The sequence below is a fragment of the Shewanella sp. SM101 genome (assembly GCF_025654465.1).
Classification (GTDB): Bacteria; Pseudomonadota; Gammaproteobacteria; order Enterobacterales; family Shewanellaceae; genus Shewanella; species Shewanella oncorhynchi.
Genome location: NZ_JAKKRH010000074.1, coordinates 1 through 13,687 on the forward strand (window position 1 = coordinate 1; position 13,687 = coordinate 13,687).

Below are 13,687 nucleotides of genomic sequence, written 5' to 3' on the forward strand. Positions count from 1 at the left end.
GAATGGCGAGTACTGATGGCGCTCTACAAGCCAAGGGCGCACAAAGGCAAAGAGGCACCAAATATGAAGTGGGCCTATCAGTCTCTGGCGAAATTAGGCGGCTTTAATGATAGCAAGCGCACGGGAATGGCTAGCTGGACCACGATTTGGGAAGGATGGGATGATCTTCAGGCTCAAGTAAAGGGCTATCGATTAGCCAAAGCCCTTTTTGAAGCCGGAAAAACGCTATGAGATCTGATCAAGAGACAGATCCTTACCTATACTCAGAGTCGCCATTTTTAATTAAGTTCACCGATATCAGAAAAAAGACAAAAAAAGTTTTTGAGAGATATTGAGTGCCCACACTTAGTTGTTACATTTATATTACATATAAAATAAAGGGATAAAAAAAGGCAACCTAATGGTTGCCTAATGACCTATTCCTAGGTCAAGGGGACTGCGCTAGAAGCCCCAGGGAGATGATGAACATGAAAAAGACATTCACTGTTCAATACATTTGAGGGGCCTTGTACGGTTAAAGTTCCATAAAAAATTAAAATAAATCTAAATTTTTATAAATTGCAAGATTTCAAATAGATAGTGATTAAATTATTTTAGCAAAGCAGCAATTTTACTTTCTAATGCTTCGGGTTTGGTCGTTGATGCAAATCTTTCGATTGCTTCGCCTTGGCGATTAACTAAAAATTTAGTGAAATTCCATTTAATACCTTGAGTGCCTAATACGCCGGGAGCGGCTTTCTTAAGGTATTGATAAAGTGGATGCGTATGTTCGCCATTCACTTCTATTTTAGAAAATAGCGGAAACGTCACGCCAAAATTCAATTCACAAAAGGCTTGAATGCCTTGTTCATCGGCTTTTTCTTGGGCGCCAAATTGATTGCAAGGAAAGCCCAAAATCACTAATCCTTGATCTTTGTATTTTTGATATAGCGTTTCTAATCCTTTGTATTGCGGTGTAAATCCACATTCACTGGCGGTGTTGACGATTAAGAGTACTTTGCCCTGATACTGCTCTAAGCTTACCGCGTTGCCTTGAATGTCTGTTGCTGATTGGCTGTATATATTCGTAGTCATGTTTACCTCCGTAGGATCTTAGTCAAACAGCATAAACCTTAAAATAATTTTCAGCAATATAATTGCGCGCAATTTATTTTGTGGGTTTGCTAATTTACTTAATTATCAATATAGTTACAGTAATTTTGTGGCTAAAGAAAGGGCATCTGTGTGATAGGAAATGACGCAGAATACGAAACAAACATGCAAGCGGACGTGGGGCAGGTTGTTCAACAACTCACTGAAGTTGAAGGCGAAGAACAGGCTGAAGTGTTTAGTGAAATTCTGAATGACTCAGAACCTGGAACTATAGCCTTAGCGCTTGAGTCCTTGCCCTTGGATGAGCGTTATGAGCGTTGGCAGCAAGTTGAATTTGCTGACAGAGTGACTGTACTGAGCCTAATGCGTGCCGATCCACGTATGGGGATCCTGAAGCGGATGCCTGACAATGAAGTGGATCTGTTATTTGCGCAATTAAGCCCTGAAGATTTAATTGAGTGGAGTGATTATCTTCCTGAAAGTTTTACCGATCGTGCCTTGGCTCAGATGGGGGAGCGTCAGCGACAACGATTCGAACTTTATGATCAATACTCGGAGAATGAAATCGGCCGTTATACCGATCATCAAATGTTGGTGCTCAGTGATAAGGCGACAGTTGCTCAAGCGCAGCGCTTCTTTCGCCGTATAGAGCTCGATTGTAACGACAATTTGTTTATCGTTGATGATCTGGATAAGTATCAAGGTACTGTTCGTCGTTATGATATTTTTAAACATAATCCCGATGAGTTATTGATTTCACTTTTGTCTGAGGACTGCCGTGCGTTATCCGCCGATACGAGTCTTTTGGAAGCGGCTGAAGCGATAGAGCACAGCCGCGAAATTGAATTGCCTGTGATTGATGAGTCCGGAGAGTTAATCGGCCGAGTGACGCTACGAACCGCAACGGCATTAGTGCGTGAACATTATGAGGCGCAGTTGATGGCAACAGCGGGTATGGATGAATCCGACGACTTGTTCGCCCCGATTATGAAAGGTGCTCAGCGCCGTGCTGTATGGCTTGGGATCAATTTACTGACGGCTTTCCTTGCCTCAGCGACTATTGGTTTATTTGAAAATGTCCTATCGCAAGTGGTTGCATTAGCTGTGTTGATGCCGATTGTCGCTTCTATGGGCGGTATCGCGGGGAGCCAATCTCTAACGCTAATGATCCGCGGTATGGCCATGGGACAGATTTCGGCGGGTAACTTGTTTTCGCTAATGAAGAACGAACTCGGCATTGGCATAGTTAACGGATTTTTGTGGGCGATAGTGATCGGTTTAGTCTCTGGCTGGTGGTTCGGTGAAGCGACGATAGGTATAGTGATCGGCTGTGCGATATTGATTAATATGGCCGTTGCCGCCATAGCTGGGGTGATAGTGCCTATGGTGTTACAGAAGTTTAATCAAGATGCGGCGTTATCGGGTTCAGTGATCTTAACGACTGTGACCGATGTGGTGGGTTTCTTTACTTTCTTAGGTATGGCGACGTTGTTATATCTGTAGCGTGGGCTCTTGGGTGAGTTTGGAAGATGAATGCACGGCAATTTTGTGTGTATTCACCGTATGTTGGGAACATTAACGGTTTAATCTGGATATGAATAACATTCAGTTTGTTATAGGTAAAAAGCCGGAAGAATTAGCGCTGGCGGCACAATTAATTGATGGGCGTGATGATAATGCTCATCCGTTGGATCATCAGGTCTTTTTCCATTCCCGTGCGGTGATCTTAGCGAAAACTATCGAGGGTGAGATTGTCGGTTGTGCTGCGATAAAAGCCGGTAAAGGCACTGTTGGTAAAGGCACTGTCGGTGAACTGGGTTATCTGGTGGTGTCGCCCCATTATCGGCGTCAAGGCATAGCTCAAGGTTTAACGCAAAAACGTATCGAAGTGGCTAAGGCTTTAGGGATCTTGATTTTATACGCCACAATTCGCGCCGAGAACACGTCGAGTCAAGCTAATTTATTGAAGGCAGGTTTTCAGTTTTGGCGTAATTATTTGAGTATCCGTGGCACGGGAAATACTGTGGGTTGGTATTACTTAGCTTTAAGCGTTAATGTCGATGCTGAAGCGATAATGCAGTCTTTAGTTGGCGATCGTACCCCGACGGTCTAATTGTGTTGTAAGTGAAAATGCTTAGATCTTAATGTGTTTTCATCTTGTTTTACATTTGTATATTCCTCGCAAATAATCCCTCTTTATACGCAAATAGGCTGATTTTCTTTATTTATTCGGTATGATCCGCGGCTATTACCCACAGTCATTATTGAGGTGTTTTTTTATGGCTAAGTTCAGAGTAGCAAGTGTCTTATTATTGAGTGCAGCAGCGCTGCAAGTGAATGCGTCAGAATTTAATCTTGGGTTGAACAACGATGTGGTTTCAACTGAGTTAGAACTGCAATTGAACAAAGATACTAACGCGGTTTTGGGTTATATCTATGCGGATGAAGGTGGCCATATCGCTCAAGGTGCAATGCACATGACTCATGATGCGGGTGTGCATCACTTTGAGGTCGGTGCTCAGTTAAGCCAGCTTTGGTCTGACTATTCACCCAATGGCAGTGCCATTTCTGTTGGTGGTCGTTATGCACTATCAATGGGACCCAATATTTCACTGCACGCCGCGGCTTACTATGCACCGTCTGTATTGTCATTTGGCAATGTTGATGGTCATTATGAATTAGACTCAAAAGTGCAATACCGTATAACGCCAAACATGGCACTTTATGTTGGTTACCGCAAGATTGCCTTCGAATACGATGATGCCCGCAATTTTACTTTCGAAGATGGTGTGTATATTGGCGGTAAATTCCGTTTCTAAGCACAAGGCATATTGATTTAGCTATATTGCGATCGTGATGTCGAATTAAAGAGCCGGCCGAGGTTAACTTCGCCGGCTTTTCCATTTCGCCTTTAGCTCACTGTAGCTTGGCAATATGGATGAGAAAATGACTAATCCAATACCGATTAAAATCACTAGGCTGAGTTCTTCATCGAGTATCCACCAGCCTAACAAGGCTGCAAAAATCAATCCTGTATATTCTACTGGTGCCATTTGGCTCGCATCGGCACGTCGATAGGCATGGATGATGAGATAGGTCATGGCAATGTAAAATAGTCCCAAAGTCAGCCCCACTTGCGCCACTGGTAAACTAAATTCGGCGCCTTCGTATAAGGTCGCAGGTATCAGAAATATCATCGCAAAGGCATTAGACCAAAAGAGCATGGAAAAAGGATGTTCATGGGTCGAATAGGCCTTTAAAATCAAACTATTCAATGCTGATGTTATGGCACCGAAAAAGGCTAAACCTATATACAGGTTAAATTCTGTTGGTTGGCTGATAAGCAAAATGCCGCTAAAGCCGATAAGACCTGCGACCATGCGTCGATAACCAATACGTTCATTTAAAAAAATGGCCGATAGTACTAGCAGTAACAAGGGTGAGGTATAAATCACGGCTGTTACTGTCGCGAGCGGAAGATGCAGAATAGCAAGCATAAAAATGGCGTTGCCCAGTCCAATCAATAGTGCGCGGGCGAGATGCACTTTGTAAAAAGGACTCAGTTTAAGATTACCCTGTAAGTGCCACACAAAAGGCAGTACAAGCAGAGTGGCAAATAATTGCCTGTAGAGCACCAGTTGAAAAACAGGCACATTGGTTTCAAGCAACTTAACCAATAGGTTACCGCTGGCAATCAGTAGTTGTGCGGCTAAAATCATCAATAGAGGCTGCATAGGATCCCAGCAAAAATAAGTCAGTATTAAGGTGTATCTTGAATTTCATGCCGCAGTTTGGACTTTGAGACTAAAATAGCATCATAAGGCATGGTATATCCGACTAATTTAGCCTAACAGATTGTAAAAAACTAAATGTAGCCATAAAGTTAACCTACAAATCCAACTATCGACTAAGATTGACAGCATTAGCATTTTCTTCATAGCTGTAAAAATGATCTATGGCCCTTTAACTAAATAAGCCGATGAACAAACTTAAACAAACTCTATTTGGGTGTTTTTTACTTTTCTTGTGGACATTAAGTCCCTCTGTATTAAGCGCTGAAATTGCGTTGGACTCCCCGTATTTGTTCCATGCTAAAGCGGATCAACAGCCTCCTGAGCGGTTTGAAACCGTGTCCCATTGGATGGGACAACTCGACGAAGCTAGTTCGGTCAGCTTAACCGGTGGCGATTATTGGATGATTACACCTGTGATGGTCAATCAACGTCAATCAAACTGGGTAGTGGATGCAAGTAATTCGATTATTGAATCCGTAGATTATTGGATACTCGGCAGTGACGGCAGCGTACAACATGCCCACAGTGGCTACACTGCTCCATACCAGTTTTTATTCGATTATGGCCGTAAGGTCACCTTGAATATGGGCACGGATTATTGGTTGGTGGTGAAGCTGAGTAGCCGTTATTACTCATCTCCCCCTGAGATAGCATTGCAAAGTGTGGCGGATCATCAACTTATGTCTGACCGTCTCGCAATGGCAGTGCTGCTGTGTTTAGGCGGATTATTGTTTATCGCTTTATATAATATTTTGATTTATATCTCTATTCTTGATAAAGCGTTTCTCTACTATGGTCTTTACGTATTTGCCTATTTTGGTGGCTGGGCACTGACTTTCCATTTGCCTGCACACTTATTTAATTTCCATTACCTCGAGTTGCATCATCTGTTTTTCATCAGTTTGCCCATTTTTAATATCATGTTTTACAAGCACTTCCTGCAGTTACCTAGTTACTCTCCGCGGCTGTGGCGTCTTAGTCAGTATTTAATGTTTGCCTGTATTGTGGCTCTGCCGACCAGTATTTGGTTGTTATCCTATACGGCAATTATTGCCTCTGTACTGATCATGCTATGGATTGCTTTAGCGATTACCTGCGGTAATGTGTGCTTGATGAAAGGCTTTGCTCCTGCGCGTTATTTTATTCTTGCCTTTACTTGCTTGCTGTTGCCTGCGGTGATTATTTTACCCGGAAATATGGGGCTCACTCCTGATTTCATTGAACATGCAGAGCTTGCGACTCTGATGGGCGGTACGGCTGATGCGTTATTACTGTCCTTAGCGTTAGCGAATAAGCTGAAATTACTTGCTGAAGAACGTAAGGCGCATATTGAAGAGTTAGCGATTGCATGGGAAAAGGCACGTTTAGATGGATTAACGCGAGTCGGTAATCGTTATGCTTTTGACGAATATATGAACTCACAATTAGGATTTGCCGATAAAGTCGTGCAACCGATGGCGTTAGCACTATTGAATATCGATAGTCTGAAAAGTGTCAATGAAACACTCGGCCATCAAGAAGGCGATAGATTATTGCTGTTGATAGTGCAGTTATTGCAAGCAACAGACTTAGCGCACATGAAGGTTTATCGGATTAGTGGTGACGAGTTTGTGATTGTGACGCCTTCTGCTGGTATCCAGTTATTACAGAGTGCTTTGAGTGGCTTAGGTGAAGAATTAGCAAGCCATGGTTTTAAAGATTGCCAGTGTAGTTTTGGGATGTCGTTAAACACTGAGGTCGCAGATCCCCATGAGTGGTTGCGTTCTGCTGACACTCACTTATATCAATCGCGTATGGATAAGCGTCGTCAAGAGTATGCAGATACTCGCGGTGTCGATGTGAGGCTACATTTAAGCTAGTTATTGAAAAATAAACCTTATGCAACAATAAGTATTTGATTGCAGGTTGAAATGTATAAATAATTTAGCTGGTTCACTAGATGTTATGCTTGTATGGATACCTTACTTGAAATGTTCTAATTATGAGATATTCTTCAGTTAGTTATACAATATGAATAATAACAGTTCGCTTTAGTCATATCAGCTTAATTCCTAATCTCACTAAATCCTATGTGTGTGGCTTAATTCAAGACTTAATATCAAAGAAACTTAAGCGCCTCTTCCTTGCAGTTTGGAAGGCAAAACACTCAATAATAAGTTGTAGCATCAACATAAACATTACATCAGCCTTATTCGAGCGGTTTTATTTGAGTGACGGTTGATATCACTTGTCCATGGCGCAAGCGGGTCTGCAAACTATCACCGATAGCCAGTTTATCGGCAGAGTCGACCACTTGATGGTGGATGTCAGTGGTAATGCTGTAACCACGGCTTAACGTGGCAAGCGGGCTGACGGTTTCAAGCTGATGGGCCGCGTATTTTATCCGCTGTTCACTTTGGCTGAGTTTGTCCTGCAATGCATCCTGTAAGCGGCTCGCAAGATAACTTAAGCGGTTACCCTCAATGGCGAGTTTATGCTTGGGAGATTGCTGTTCAAGGCGGCTTGCGAGCAACTGCTGACGGCGGCTGAGCAGATGCAAGCGATTCGACAGCGCGGACTCTAGTCGTAATTGCATCTCATCGAATCTTTGTTCGAACTGCTGCAAAGTCCGTTTAGGGTCTTGGCGTTGCAGTCTGTGCTCTAGCAAACTAAGTCGTCTTTCTTGTTTAAGCTGATAATGTTTCGCGCTTTGTTGCAGGCGCGATAAGGCTGTGGCGAGTTTTTGCGCCTTATTATCACTGTCTTGTGATAATAGCTCCGCGCCTGCAGACGGTGTTGGGGCGCGGATATCAGCAACATAATCACTGATAGTCGTATCAACTTCGTGGCCGACGGCGCTGACAATGGGCAGGGCGCTGTTATAAATCGTGTGGGCGAGGGCTTCGCTGTTAAAACACCATAAATCCTCAAGCGAACCGCCGCCGCGGGTGAGCAGTAATACATCGACTTCTAAACGTTGGTTGGCGATATTGATTGCCTGACAAATACTCTGCGCCGCAGTTTCGCCCTGAACTTGAGTCGGATAGATAATGACTTCGATGGAAGGATCGCGCCTTGCCAATACATGTAACACATCACGGATCGCCGCACCCGTAGGTGACGTAATAACGCCAATGCGTTGAATATTTTTGGGTAGCAATCTTTTGGTGTCGGCGGCGAATAATCCTTCGGCTGCGAGCTTCATCTTGAGTGCATCGAACTGCTGGGCGAGTAATCCATCCCCAGCGGGCAGCATGGACTCAATTAATAATTGATAGTCGCCTCTGGGTTCATACACGCTGATCGCGCCTTTGACTAGCACTTGCTGACCATTGATGGGCTTAAAGCTGACCGTTTGGTTACGGCCCTTAAACATGGCGCAACGGATCTGCGAAGAGTGGTCTTTTAAGGTGAGATACCAATGCCCTGAGCTGGGGGAGGAAAAGTTGGATATTTCGCCATTGAGCCAGATTTTACCCAGTTGCCCCTCGAGGATTTGCCTGACTTCACCATTGAGCCGCGAGACAGTATAAATGTTGTTTTTGGTGCCTTGCATCGAATAACTCAATAAAATGGGGATATTTACTATTTTCCATTTACCAGTGGCGATATGCAAGGTATAATCCCGCCGCAATATTTCACCTCTAAATCCTACTCAACTGGGGAGATGTTGCATATGCTACGTTTAATTAAAGAAGCGCTTACTTTTGACGATGTGTTGCTTGTTCCTGCGCATTCGACTGTACTCCCAAATACCGCCATTCTAAAAACTCGCCTGACCAATACCATTGAATTGAATATCCCACTTGTGTCTGCCGCTATGGACACAGTTACCGAAGCTCGTCTTGCGATCGCGATGGCGCAGGAAGGCGGCTTAGGCTTTATTCATAAAAACATGAGCATTGAAAAACAAGCCGAAGAAGTTCGTAAAGTAAAAATTTACGAAGCGGGCGTGGTTCAACAACCTGTGACTGTGACCCCATCAACGACCTTAGCCGATCTGAAAGTGTTAACACTGAAGAATGGTTTTGCGGGTTATCCCGTGGTCAACGAAGCCAACGAGCTGGTCGGTATCATCACTGGCCGTGACGTACGTTTCGTGACAGATTGGAGCAAAACGGTAGAAGAAGTGATGACGCCTAAAGCGCGTTTAGTCACTGTTGCCGAAGGCACTAAATTAGATGAAGTGCAAAAATTGATGCACTCACATCGTATCGAAAAAGTTCTTGTGGTTGATGATAACTATAAGCTGAAAGGCCTCATCACAGTTAAAGACTTCGAAAAAGCCGAACGTAAACCTAATGCCTGTAAAGATGAGTTAGGCCGTTTACGTGTTGGTGCCGCCGTAGGTGCGGGCGCTGGTAATGAAGAGCGTGTTGACGCTCTGGTTAAAGCCGGTGTTGACGTTTTACTTATCGATTCTTCCCACGGTCATTCCGAAGGCGTTTTACAACGCATTCGTGAAACGCGCGCTAAACATCCTGATTTGCAAATTATCGGTGGTAACGTTGCCACAGCTGAAGGTGCATTAGCCTTAGTCGAAGCGGGTGTTAACGCAGTTAAAGTGGGTATTGGCCCAGGTTCTATCTGTACGACTCGTATCGTGACAGGCGTGGGCGTACCACAAATTACCGCAGTATCCGATGCCGCTGCAGCCATGAAGAGCCTAGGTATTCCTGTGATTGCCGACGGCGGCATTCGTTTCTCTGGCGATTTAGCCAAAGCATTAGCTGCGGGTGCATCTTGCATCATGGCGGGTTCAATGTTTGCGGGAACTGAGGAAGCACCGGGCGAAACTGAGTTATATCAAGGCCGTGCGTATAAATCCTACCGTGGTATGGGTTCATTAGGCGCTATGTCTCAAGGTTCTTCTGACCGCTATTTTCAATCGGACAATGCTGCAGACAAGTTAGTCCCCGAAGGTGTAGAGGCGCGCGTGCCTTACAAAGGCAAGTTGAAGGAAATCATCCATCAACATATGGGCGGCCTTCGTTCATGCATGGGCTTAACCGGTTGTGCCACCATTCTAGAACTGAATGAAAAAGCCCAATTTGTGAAAGTGACTTCAGCGGGCATGGGCGAGTCCCACGTTCACGATGTGACTATCACGAAAGAAGCGCCGAACTACCGTTCAGGTTCTTAATCGTTTGATAAGAGGGGCGGCGTAAGCCGCCTCTTTGTAAAACGTATGATCCAATACTTAAAGCTGGCAATCGCTGCTTTGAGCAATGTTAAAACAATAGATGAGATAAAGGTTACCCATGAGCGATATTCATGAGCACAAGATACTGATCCTCGATTTTGGATCCCAGTACACTCAACTGATTGCCCGTCGTATCCGTGAAATCGGCGTTTACTGTGAATTATGGGCTTGGGATGTCACCGAAGCCCAAATCCGCGAATTTGCCCCGAACGGCATTATTCTTGCGGGCGGACCAGAAAGTGTCACGGCTGAAAACTCGCCGCGTGCGCCTGAATACGTCTTTACCGCAGGTGTGCCGGTACTGGGCATTTGTTACGGCATGCAAACCATGTCTGAGCAGTTGGGCGGTAAAGTGATCCAAGGTGTGGGCGAAGGTGAATTCGGCTACGCTCAAATTGAAATGCTAACAGATTCATTGCTATTCAAAGGCATCGAAGATGCGGTTAGAAGTGACGGCAAACCCTTACTCGACGTATGGATGAGCCACGGCGATAAAGTGTCGGCTATTCCTGAAGGGTTTGTGGCGGTCGCTAAAACGGACACTTGCCCATTTGCCGCTATGGCAAACGAAGAAAAGCAATTCTTCGGCGTACAGTTCCACCCAGAAGTGACCCACACTCGCCAAGGTATGCGAATGTTATCGCACTTTGCCTTAGACATTTGTGGCTGTGCAGCCAACTGGAAACCCTCCTCTATCATCGAAGATGCGATTGAGCGCTTGAAGAAGCAAATCGGTGATGATGAAGTGATTTTAGGATTATCGGGCGGTGTTGATTCTTCGGTTGTGGCTATGCTGCTACACCGCGCTATCGGCAAAAAACTGACCTGCGTATTCGTTGATAACGGTTTATTACGTTTGAATGAAGCCGAGCAAGTGATGGAAATGTTTGGCGATCATTTCGGCCTGAATATCATCCACGTTGATGCGGAAAACCGTTTCCTCGATGCGATGAAAGGCGAAGCCGATCCAGAAGCTAAGCGTAAGATCATCGGCCGCGTATTCGTGGAAATTTTCGATGAAGAATCGAAAAAATGCGCCAATGCCAAATGGTTAGCGCAAGGCACGATTTATCCAGACGTGATTGAATCTGCCGGCAGTGCCACAGGCAAAGCCCATGTGATTAAATCTCACCACAACGTTGGCGGTTTGCCAGCCGATATGGCGCTCGGTTTAGTCGAGCCTCTGCGTGAACTGTTCAAAGACGAAGTGCGTAAAATTGGTCTTGAGTTAGGTCTGCCATATAACATGCTTTATCGTCACCCGTTCCCAGGACCAGGTCTTGGTGTACGCGTATTAGGTGAAGTGAAAAAAGAATACTGTGACTTGCTGCGCCGCGCCGATGCTATCTTCATCGAAGAACTGCATAAAGCCGACTTATACAATAAAGTCAGTCAAGCCTTTACCGTGTTCTTACCTGTACGCTCTGTTGGCGTGATGGGCGATGGCCGTAAATATGACTGGGTTGTATCACTGCGCGCAGTTGAAACAATCGATTTTATGACGGCCCATTGGGCACATCTACCCTATGATTTCTTAGGCCGCGTATCAAACCGCATCATTAACGAAGTCGATGGCATTTCCCGTGTGGTTTACGATATCTCTGGCAAGCCGCCAGCGACTATCGAATGGGAATAGCCTAAATATAAATAGTTAATAAGATACTATTTATGGTTTATCTCAATGCCAGTCATTTTATTGACTGGCATTTTTATTGGGATGACGATATTTTTTCTAAAAAAAACAAGGTGATCTAAAAATCTGAAGCAGTCAGTATTGCTTCGGACGCAAATTGCAGTCCTTTGACTGAGTAATTATATAAGACAGCACTTTCTTTCCAATGCGGGATTGTGTACCACTATTTGAGTTAACACATCTATTGATAAGGTTTTTCTCCTTAAACTTCTTTTTAATCATTATGCTAAGAGCTGTTATTATCGAATTCTTGATTATCCGATAAAATTATCTTGCTCTAGATAGAGTTAACAAGATGTTCAGCTGAGGATTACCGTGGCAATTTTTGATATTGAGAAAGACGAATTACTCCGACTCTCTGATACTCTGCTCGAAGAGTTGATTGCTCGCCTCGCCGAGGCTGAAATAGCAGCGCAGGGGCATAGCCCTGCGTATGTAAACTGGTCAGGTTCAATTAATGCTGCTGATGGTGGGATTGATATTCACGTTCAAGTCCCTGTCGCTCAGCTGAGCACAGGTTTTCTCGAAAGGCCCAACACAATTCTTCAGGCAAAAAAGCATTCAATGCCGATGGCTGCGATCATCAAGGAAATGGTCACCGCTGGGAAACTGTCACCGACCATCTCTGAACATGCCAAAAGAGGTGGGAGCTATATCATTGTCAGCTTAGGTGATGATTGCTCTCCTCCTATGAAGAGGGACCGCCTCAAAGCAATGCGAGATGCCGTAGCGGATGATCCTAATAGTGACAATCTTTACTTGGACTTCTACGACCGTTATAAACTGGCTCTATGGGTACGGCAACATCCGTCAGTTATGCTCTGGACAAAAAGAAATCTCGGTCAGGGATATTCAGGTTGGCAGCCATACGGCGCATGGAGCAATCCACCAGAGGGGACGCTGGACATCTTGATTTCAGCCTCGGGTGTGACTGTCACTCTGCCGTCAGGCTGGGGGCAACAGCTCAGCATTAATGACGCCATTGCACCGATGCGAGATCTTATTCGCTCTACTAAGAAGGCGGTTCGCATCACTGGGTTATCTGGTGTTGGAAAGACCAGAATTGTACAGGCACTTTTCGATGAAACGGTCGGTACAGATGCGCTTGACCGGACTATCGCAGTCTATGTCGACACAGGTGAAAGTCCGGAGCCTTCTGCTACAGCAATGCTAGACAGGCTGATTGCAGAGGGTAAACGGGTCATCATGATCCTCGATAATTGCCCTTCAGATTTACACTCTTCGCTTGCAAGCAAGGTATCGGCCGTATGTAGTGGTCAAGTAAAATTGGCCACGGTTTTAGAGTCATTCCAATATAAACGTTCKGACTCATTTGGCGTTAACCCACCATTATATTGATGGGGTCTKGTCTCACTGTAATATCCAGTGATGTAATTTGTGATCTCTTTATCTGCTTCTGTAAAATTCCCATAACCACTGGCGGGTATCCACTCAGATTTCAAACTTCTAAAGAAACGCTCCATTGGTGCGTTATCCCAACAATTCCCGCGACGACTCATACTTTGCTCAATCTGAAGACGCCATATTAATTGTCTGAATTTCAAGCTYGTGTAATGCGAACCTTGATCGCTGTGATATATCACATTCTCAGGCTTACCCCTTAACTCAAATGCCATTTTCAAAGCTTTACAGGTCAGCGCACTATCTGGTGATAATGACAAGGCCCATCCAACAGGTTTGCGGGAAAATAAGTCAAGAACAACGGCTAGATAAGCCCAACGATTACCGACCCAAACATACGTCACGTCGCCACACCACATTTGATCTGGTTGAGTTACTGCAAACTGTCGATTAAGCGTATTGGGGATTGCAACATGCTCTTGTGTCGCTTTTCTATAAGAATGCTTAGGCTGCTGRCAGCTTAATAACCCAAGCTTTTTCATTAGATTACGGGCTCGATAACGA

At 44.7% G+C, this 13,687-nt stretch carries 10 protein-coding genes and 2 pseudogenes; 8 read left to right on the forward strand and 4 right to left on the reverse strand.

What is annotated here, in order from left to right; all coding sequences use genetic code 11:
* Window positions 1–231 (forward strand): annotated as a pseudogene (locus L5M38_RS22780) (IS4 family transposase); the annotation flags it as partial.
* 357 nt (window positions 232–588) lie between these two features.
* Here the strand turns inward: L5M38_RS22780 and L5M38_RS22785 are convergent.
* Window positions 589–1,074 (reverse strand): glutathione peroxidase, encoded by a 486-nt coding sequence (locus L5M38_RS22785; protein WP_263180411.1) that lies wholly within the window; start codon window positions 1,072–1,074, stop codon window positions 589–591.
* A 150-nt stretch (window positions 1,075–1,224) separates the two neighbouring features.
* On the opposite strand from L5M38_RS22785, the gene L5M38_RS22790 reads away from it, so the two are divergent.
* The 3 genes from L5M38_RS22790 (at window position 1,225) to L5M38_RS22800 (ending at window position 3,911) form a co-directional block, all read left to right on the forward strand.
* Window positions 1,225–2,595 carry a magnesium transporter gene (locus L5M38_RS22790; RefSeq protein WP_263180412.1) on the forward strand — a complete coding sequence of 457 codons (1,371 nt, stop codon included), beginning with the start codon at window positions 1,225–1,227 and terminating at the stop codon, window positions 2,593–2,595.
* A 91-nt stretch (window positions 2,596–2,686) separates the two neighbouring features.
* Window positions 2,687–3,205 carry a GNAT family N-acetyltransferase gene (locus L5M38_RS22795; RefSeq protein WP_263180413.1) on the forward strand — a complete coding sequence of 173 codons (519 nt, stop codon included), beginning with the start codon at window positions 2,687–2,689 and terminating at the stop codon, window positions 3,203–3,205.
* Window positions 3,206–3,371: 166 nt separating this feature from the next.
* Entirely contained in the window at window positions 3,372–3,911 is a 540-nt protein-coding gene (locus tag L5M38_RS22800) for a YfaZ family outer membrane protein (protein ID WP_168823283.1), read from the forward strand.
* A gap of 63 nt (window positions 3,912–3,974) precedes the next feature.
* On the opposite strand, the gene L5M38_RS22805 is transcribed toward L5M38_RS22800, so the two are convergent.
* Window positions 3,975–4,826, reverse strand: a complete 852-nt coding sequence (locus L5M38_RS22805) for a DMT family transporter (protein WP_131525349.1) — start codon at window positions 4,824–4,826, stop codon at window positions 3,975–3,977.
* A gap of 245 nt (window positions 4,827–5,071) precedes the next feature.
* Here L5M38_RS22805 and L5M38_RS22810 point away from each other — a divergent pair, with 245 nt between their 5' ends.
* Window positions 5,072–6,745, forward strand: coding sequence for a diguanylate cyclase (locus tag L5M38_RS22810; RefSeq protein WP_263168926.1), 1,674 nt, complete (start codon window positions 5,072–5,074; stop codon window positions 6,743–6,745).
* Window positions 6,746–7,074: 329 nt separating this feature from the next.
* Here L5M38_RS22810 and xseA read toward each other — a convergent pair whose 3' ends face one another.
* Window positions 7,075–8,421, reverse strand: a complete 1,347-nt coding sequence (xseA, locus tag L5M38_RS22815) for an exodeoxyribonuclease VII large subunit (RefSeq protein WP_219253447.1) — start codon at window positions 8,419–8,421, stop codon at window positions 7,075–7,077.
* Between the two features lie 120 nt (window positions 8,422–8,541).
* Here xseA and guaB point away from each other — a divergent pair, with 120 nt between their 5' ends.
* The 3 genes from guaB (at window position 8,542) to L5M38_RS22830 (ending at window position 13,120) form a co-directional block, all read left to right on the forward strand.
* Window positions 8,542–10,008, forward strand: a complete 1,467-nt coding sequence (gene guaB / locus L5M38_RS22820; RefSeq protein WP_006085677.1) for an IMP dehydrogenase — start codon at window positions 8,542–8,544, stop codon at window positions 10,006–10,008.
* A gap of 118 nt (window positions 10,009–10,126) precedes the next feature.
* On the forward strand, window positions 10,127–11,704 hold the full coding sequence (gene guaA, locus L5M38_RS22825; RefSeq protein ID WP_263180414.1) for a glutamine-hydrolyzing GMP synthase: 1,578 nt from the start codon (window positions 10,127–10,129) through the stop codon (window positions 11,702–11,704).
* A 372-nt stretch (window positions 11,705–12,076) separates the two neighbouring features.
* A complete protein-coding gene (locus tag L5M38_RS22830; RefSeq protein WP_263180415.1) occupies window positions 12,077–13,120 on the forward strand; it encodes an ATP-binding protein in 1,044 nt (347 codons plus the stop codon).
* Here the strand turns inward: L5M38_RS22830 and L5M38_RS22835 are convergent.
* Window positions 13,039–13,687: pseudogene (locus tag L5M38_RS22835) on the reverse strand (IS3-like element ISSba5 family transposase); the annotation flags it as partial. The gene L5M38_RS22830 and the pseudogene L5M38_RS22835 sit on opposite strands and share 82 nt — an antisense overlap.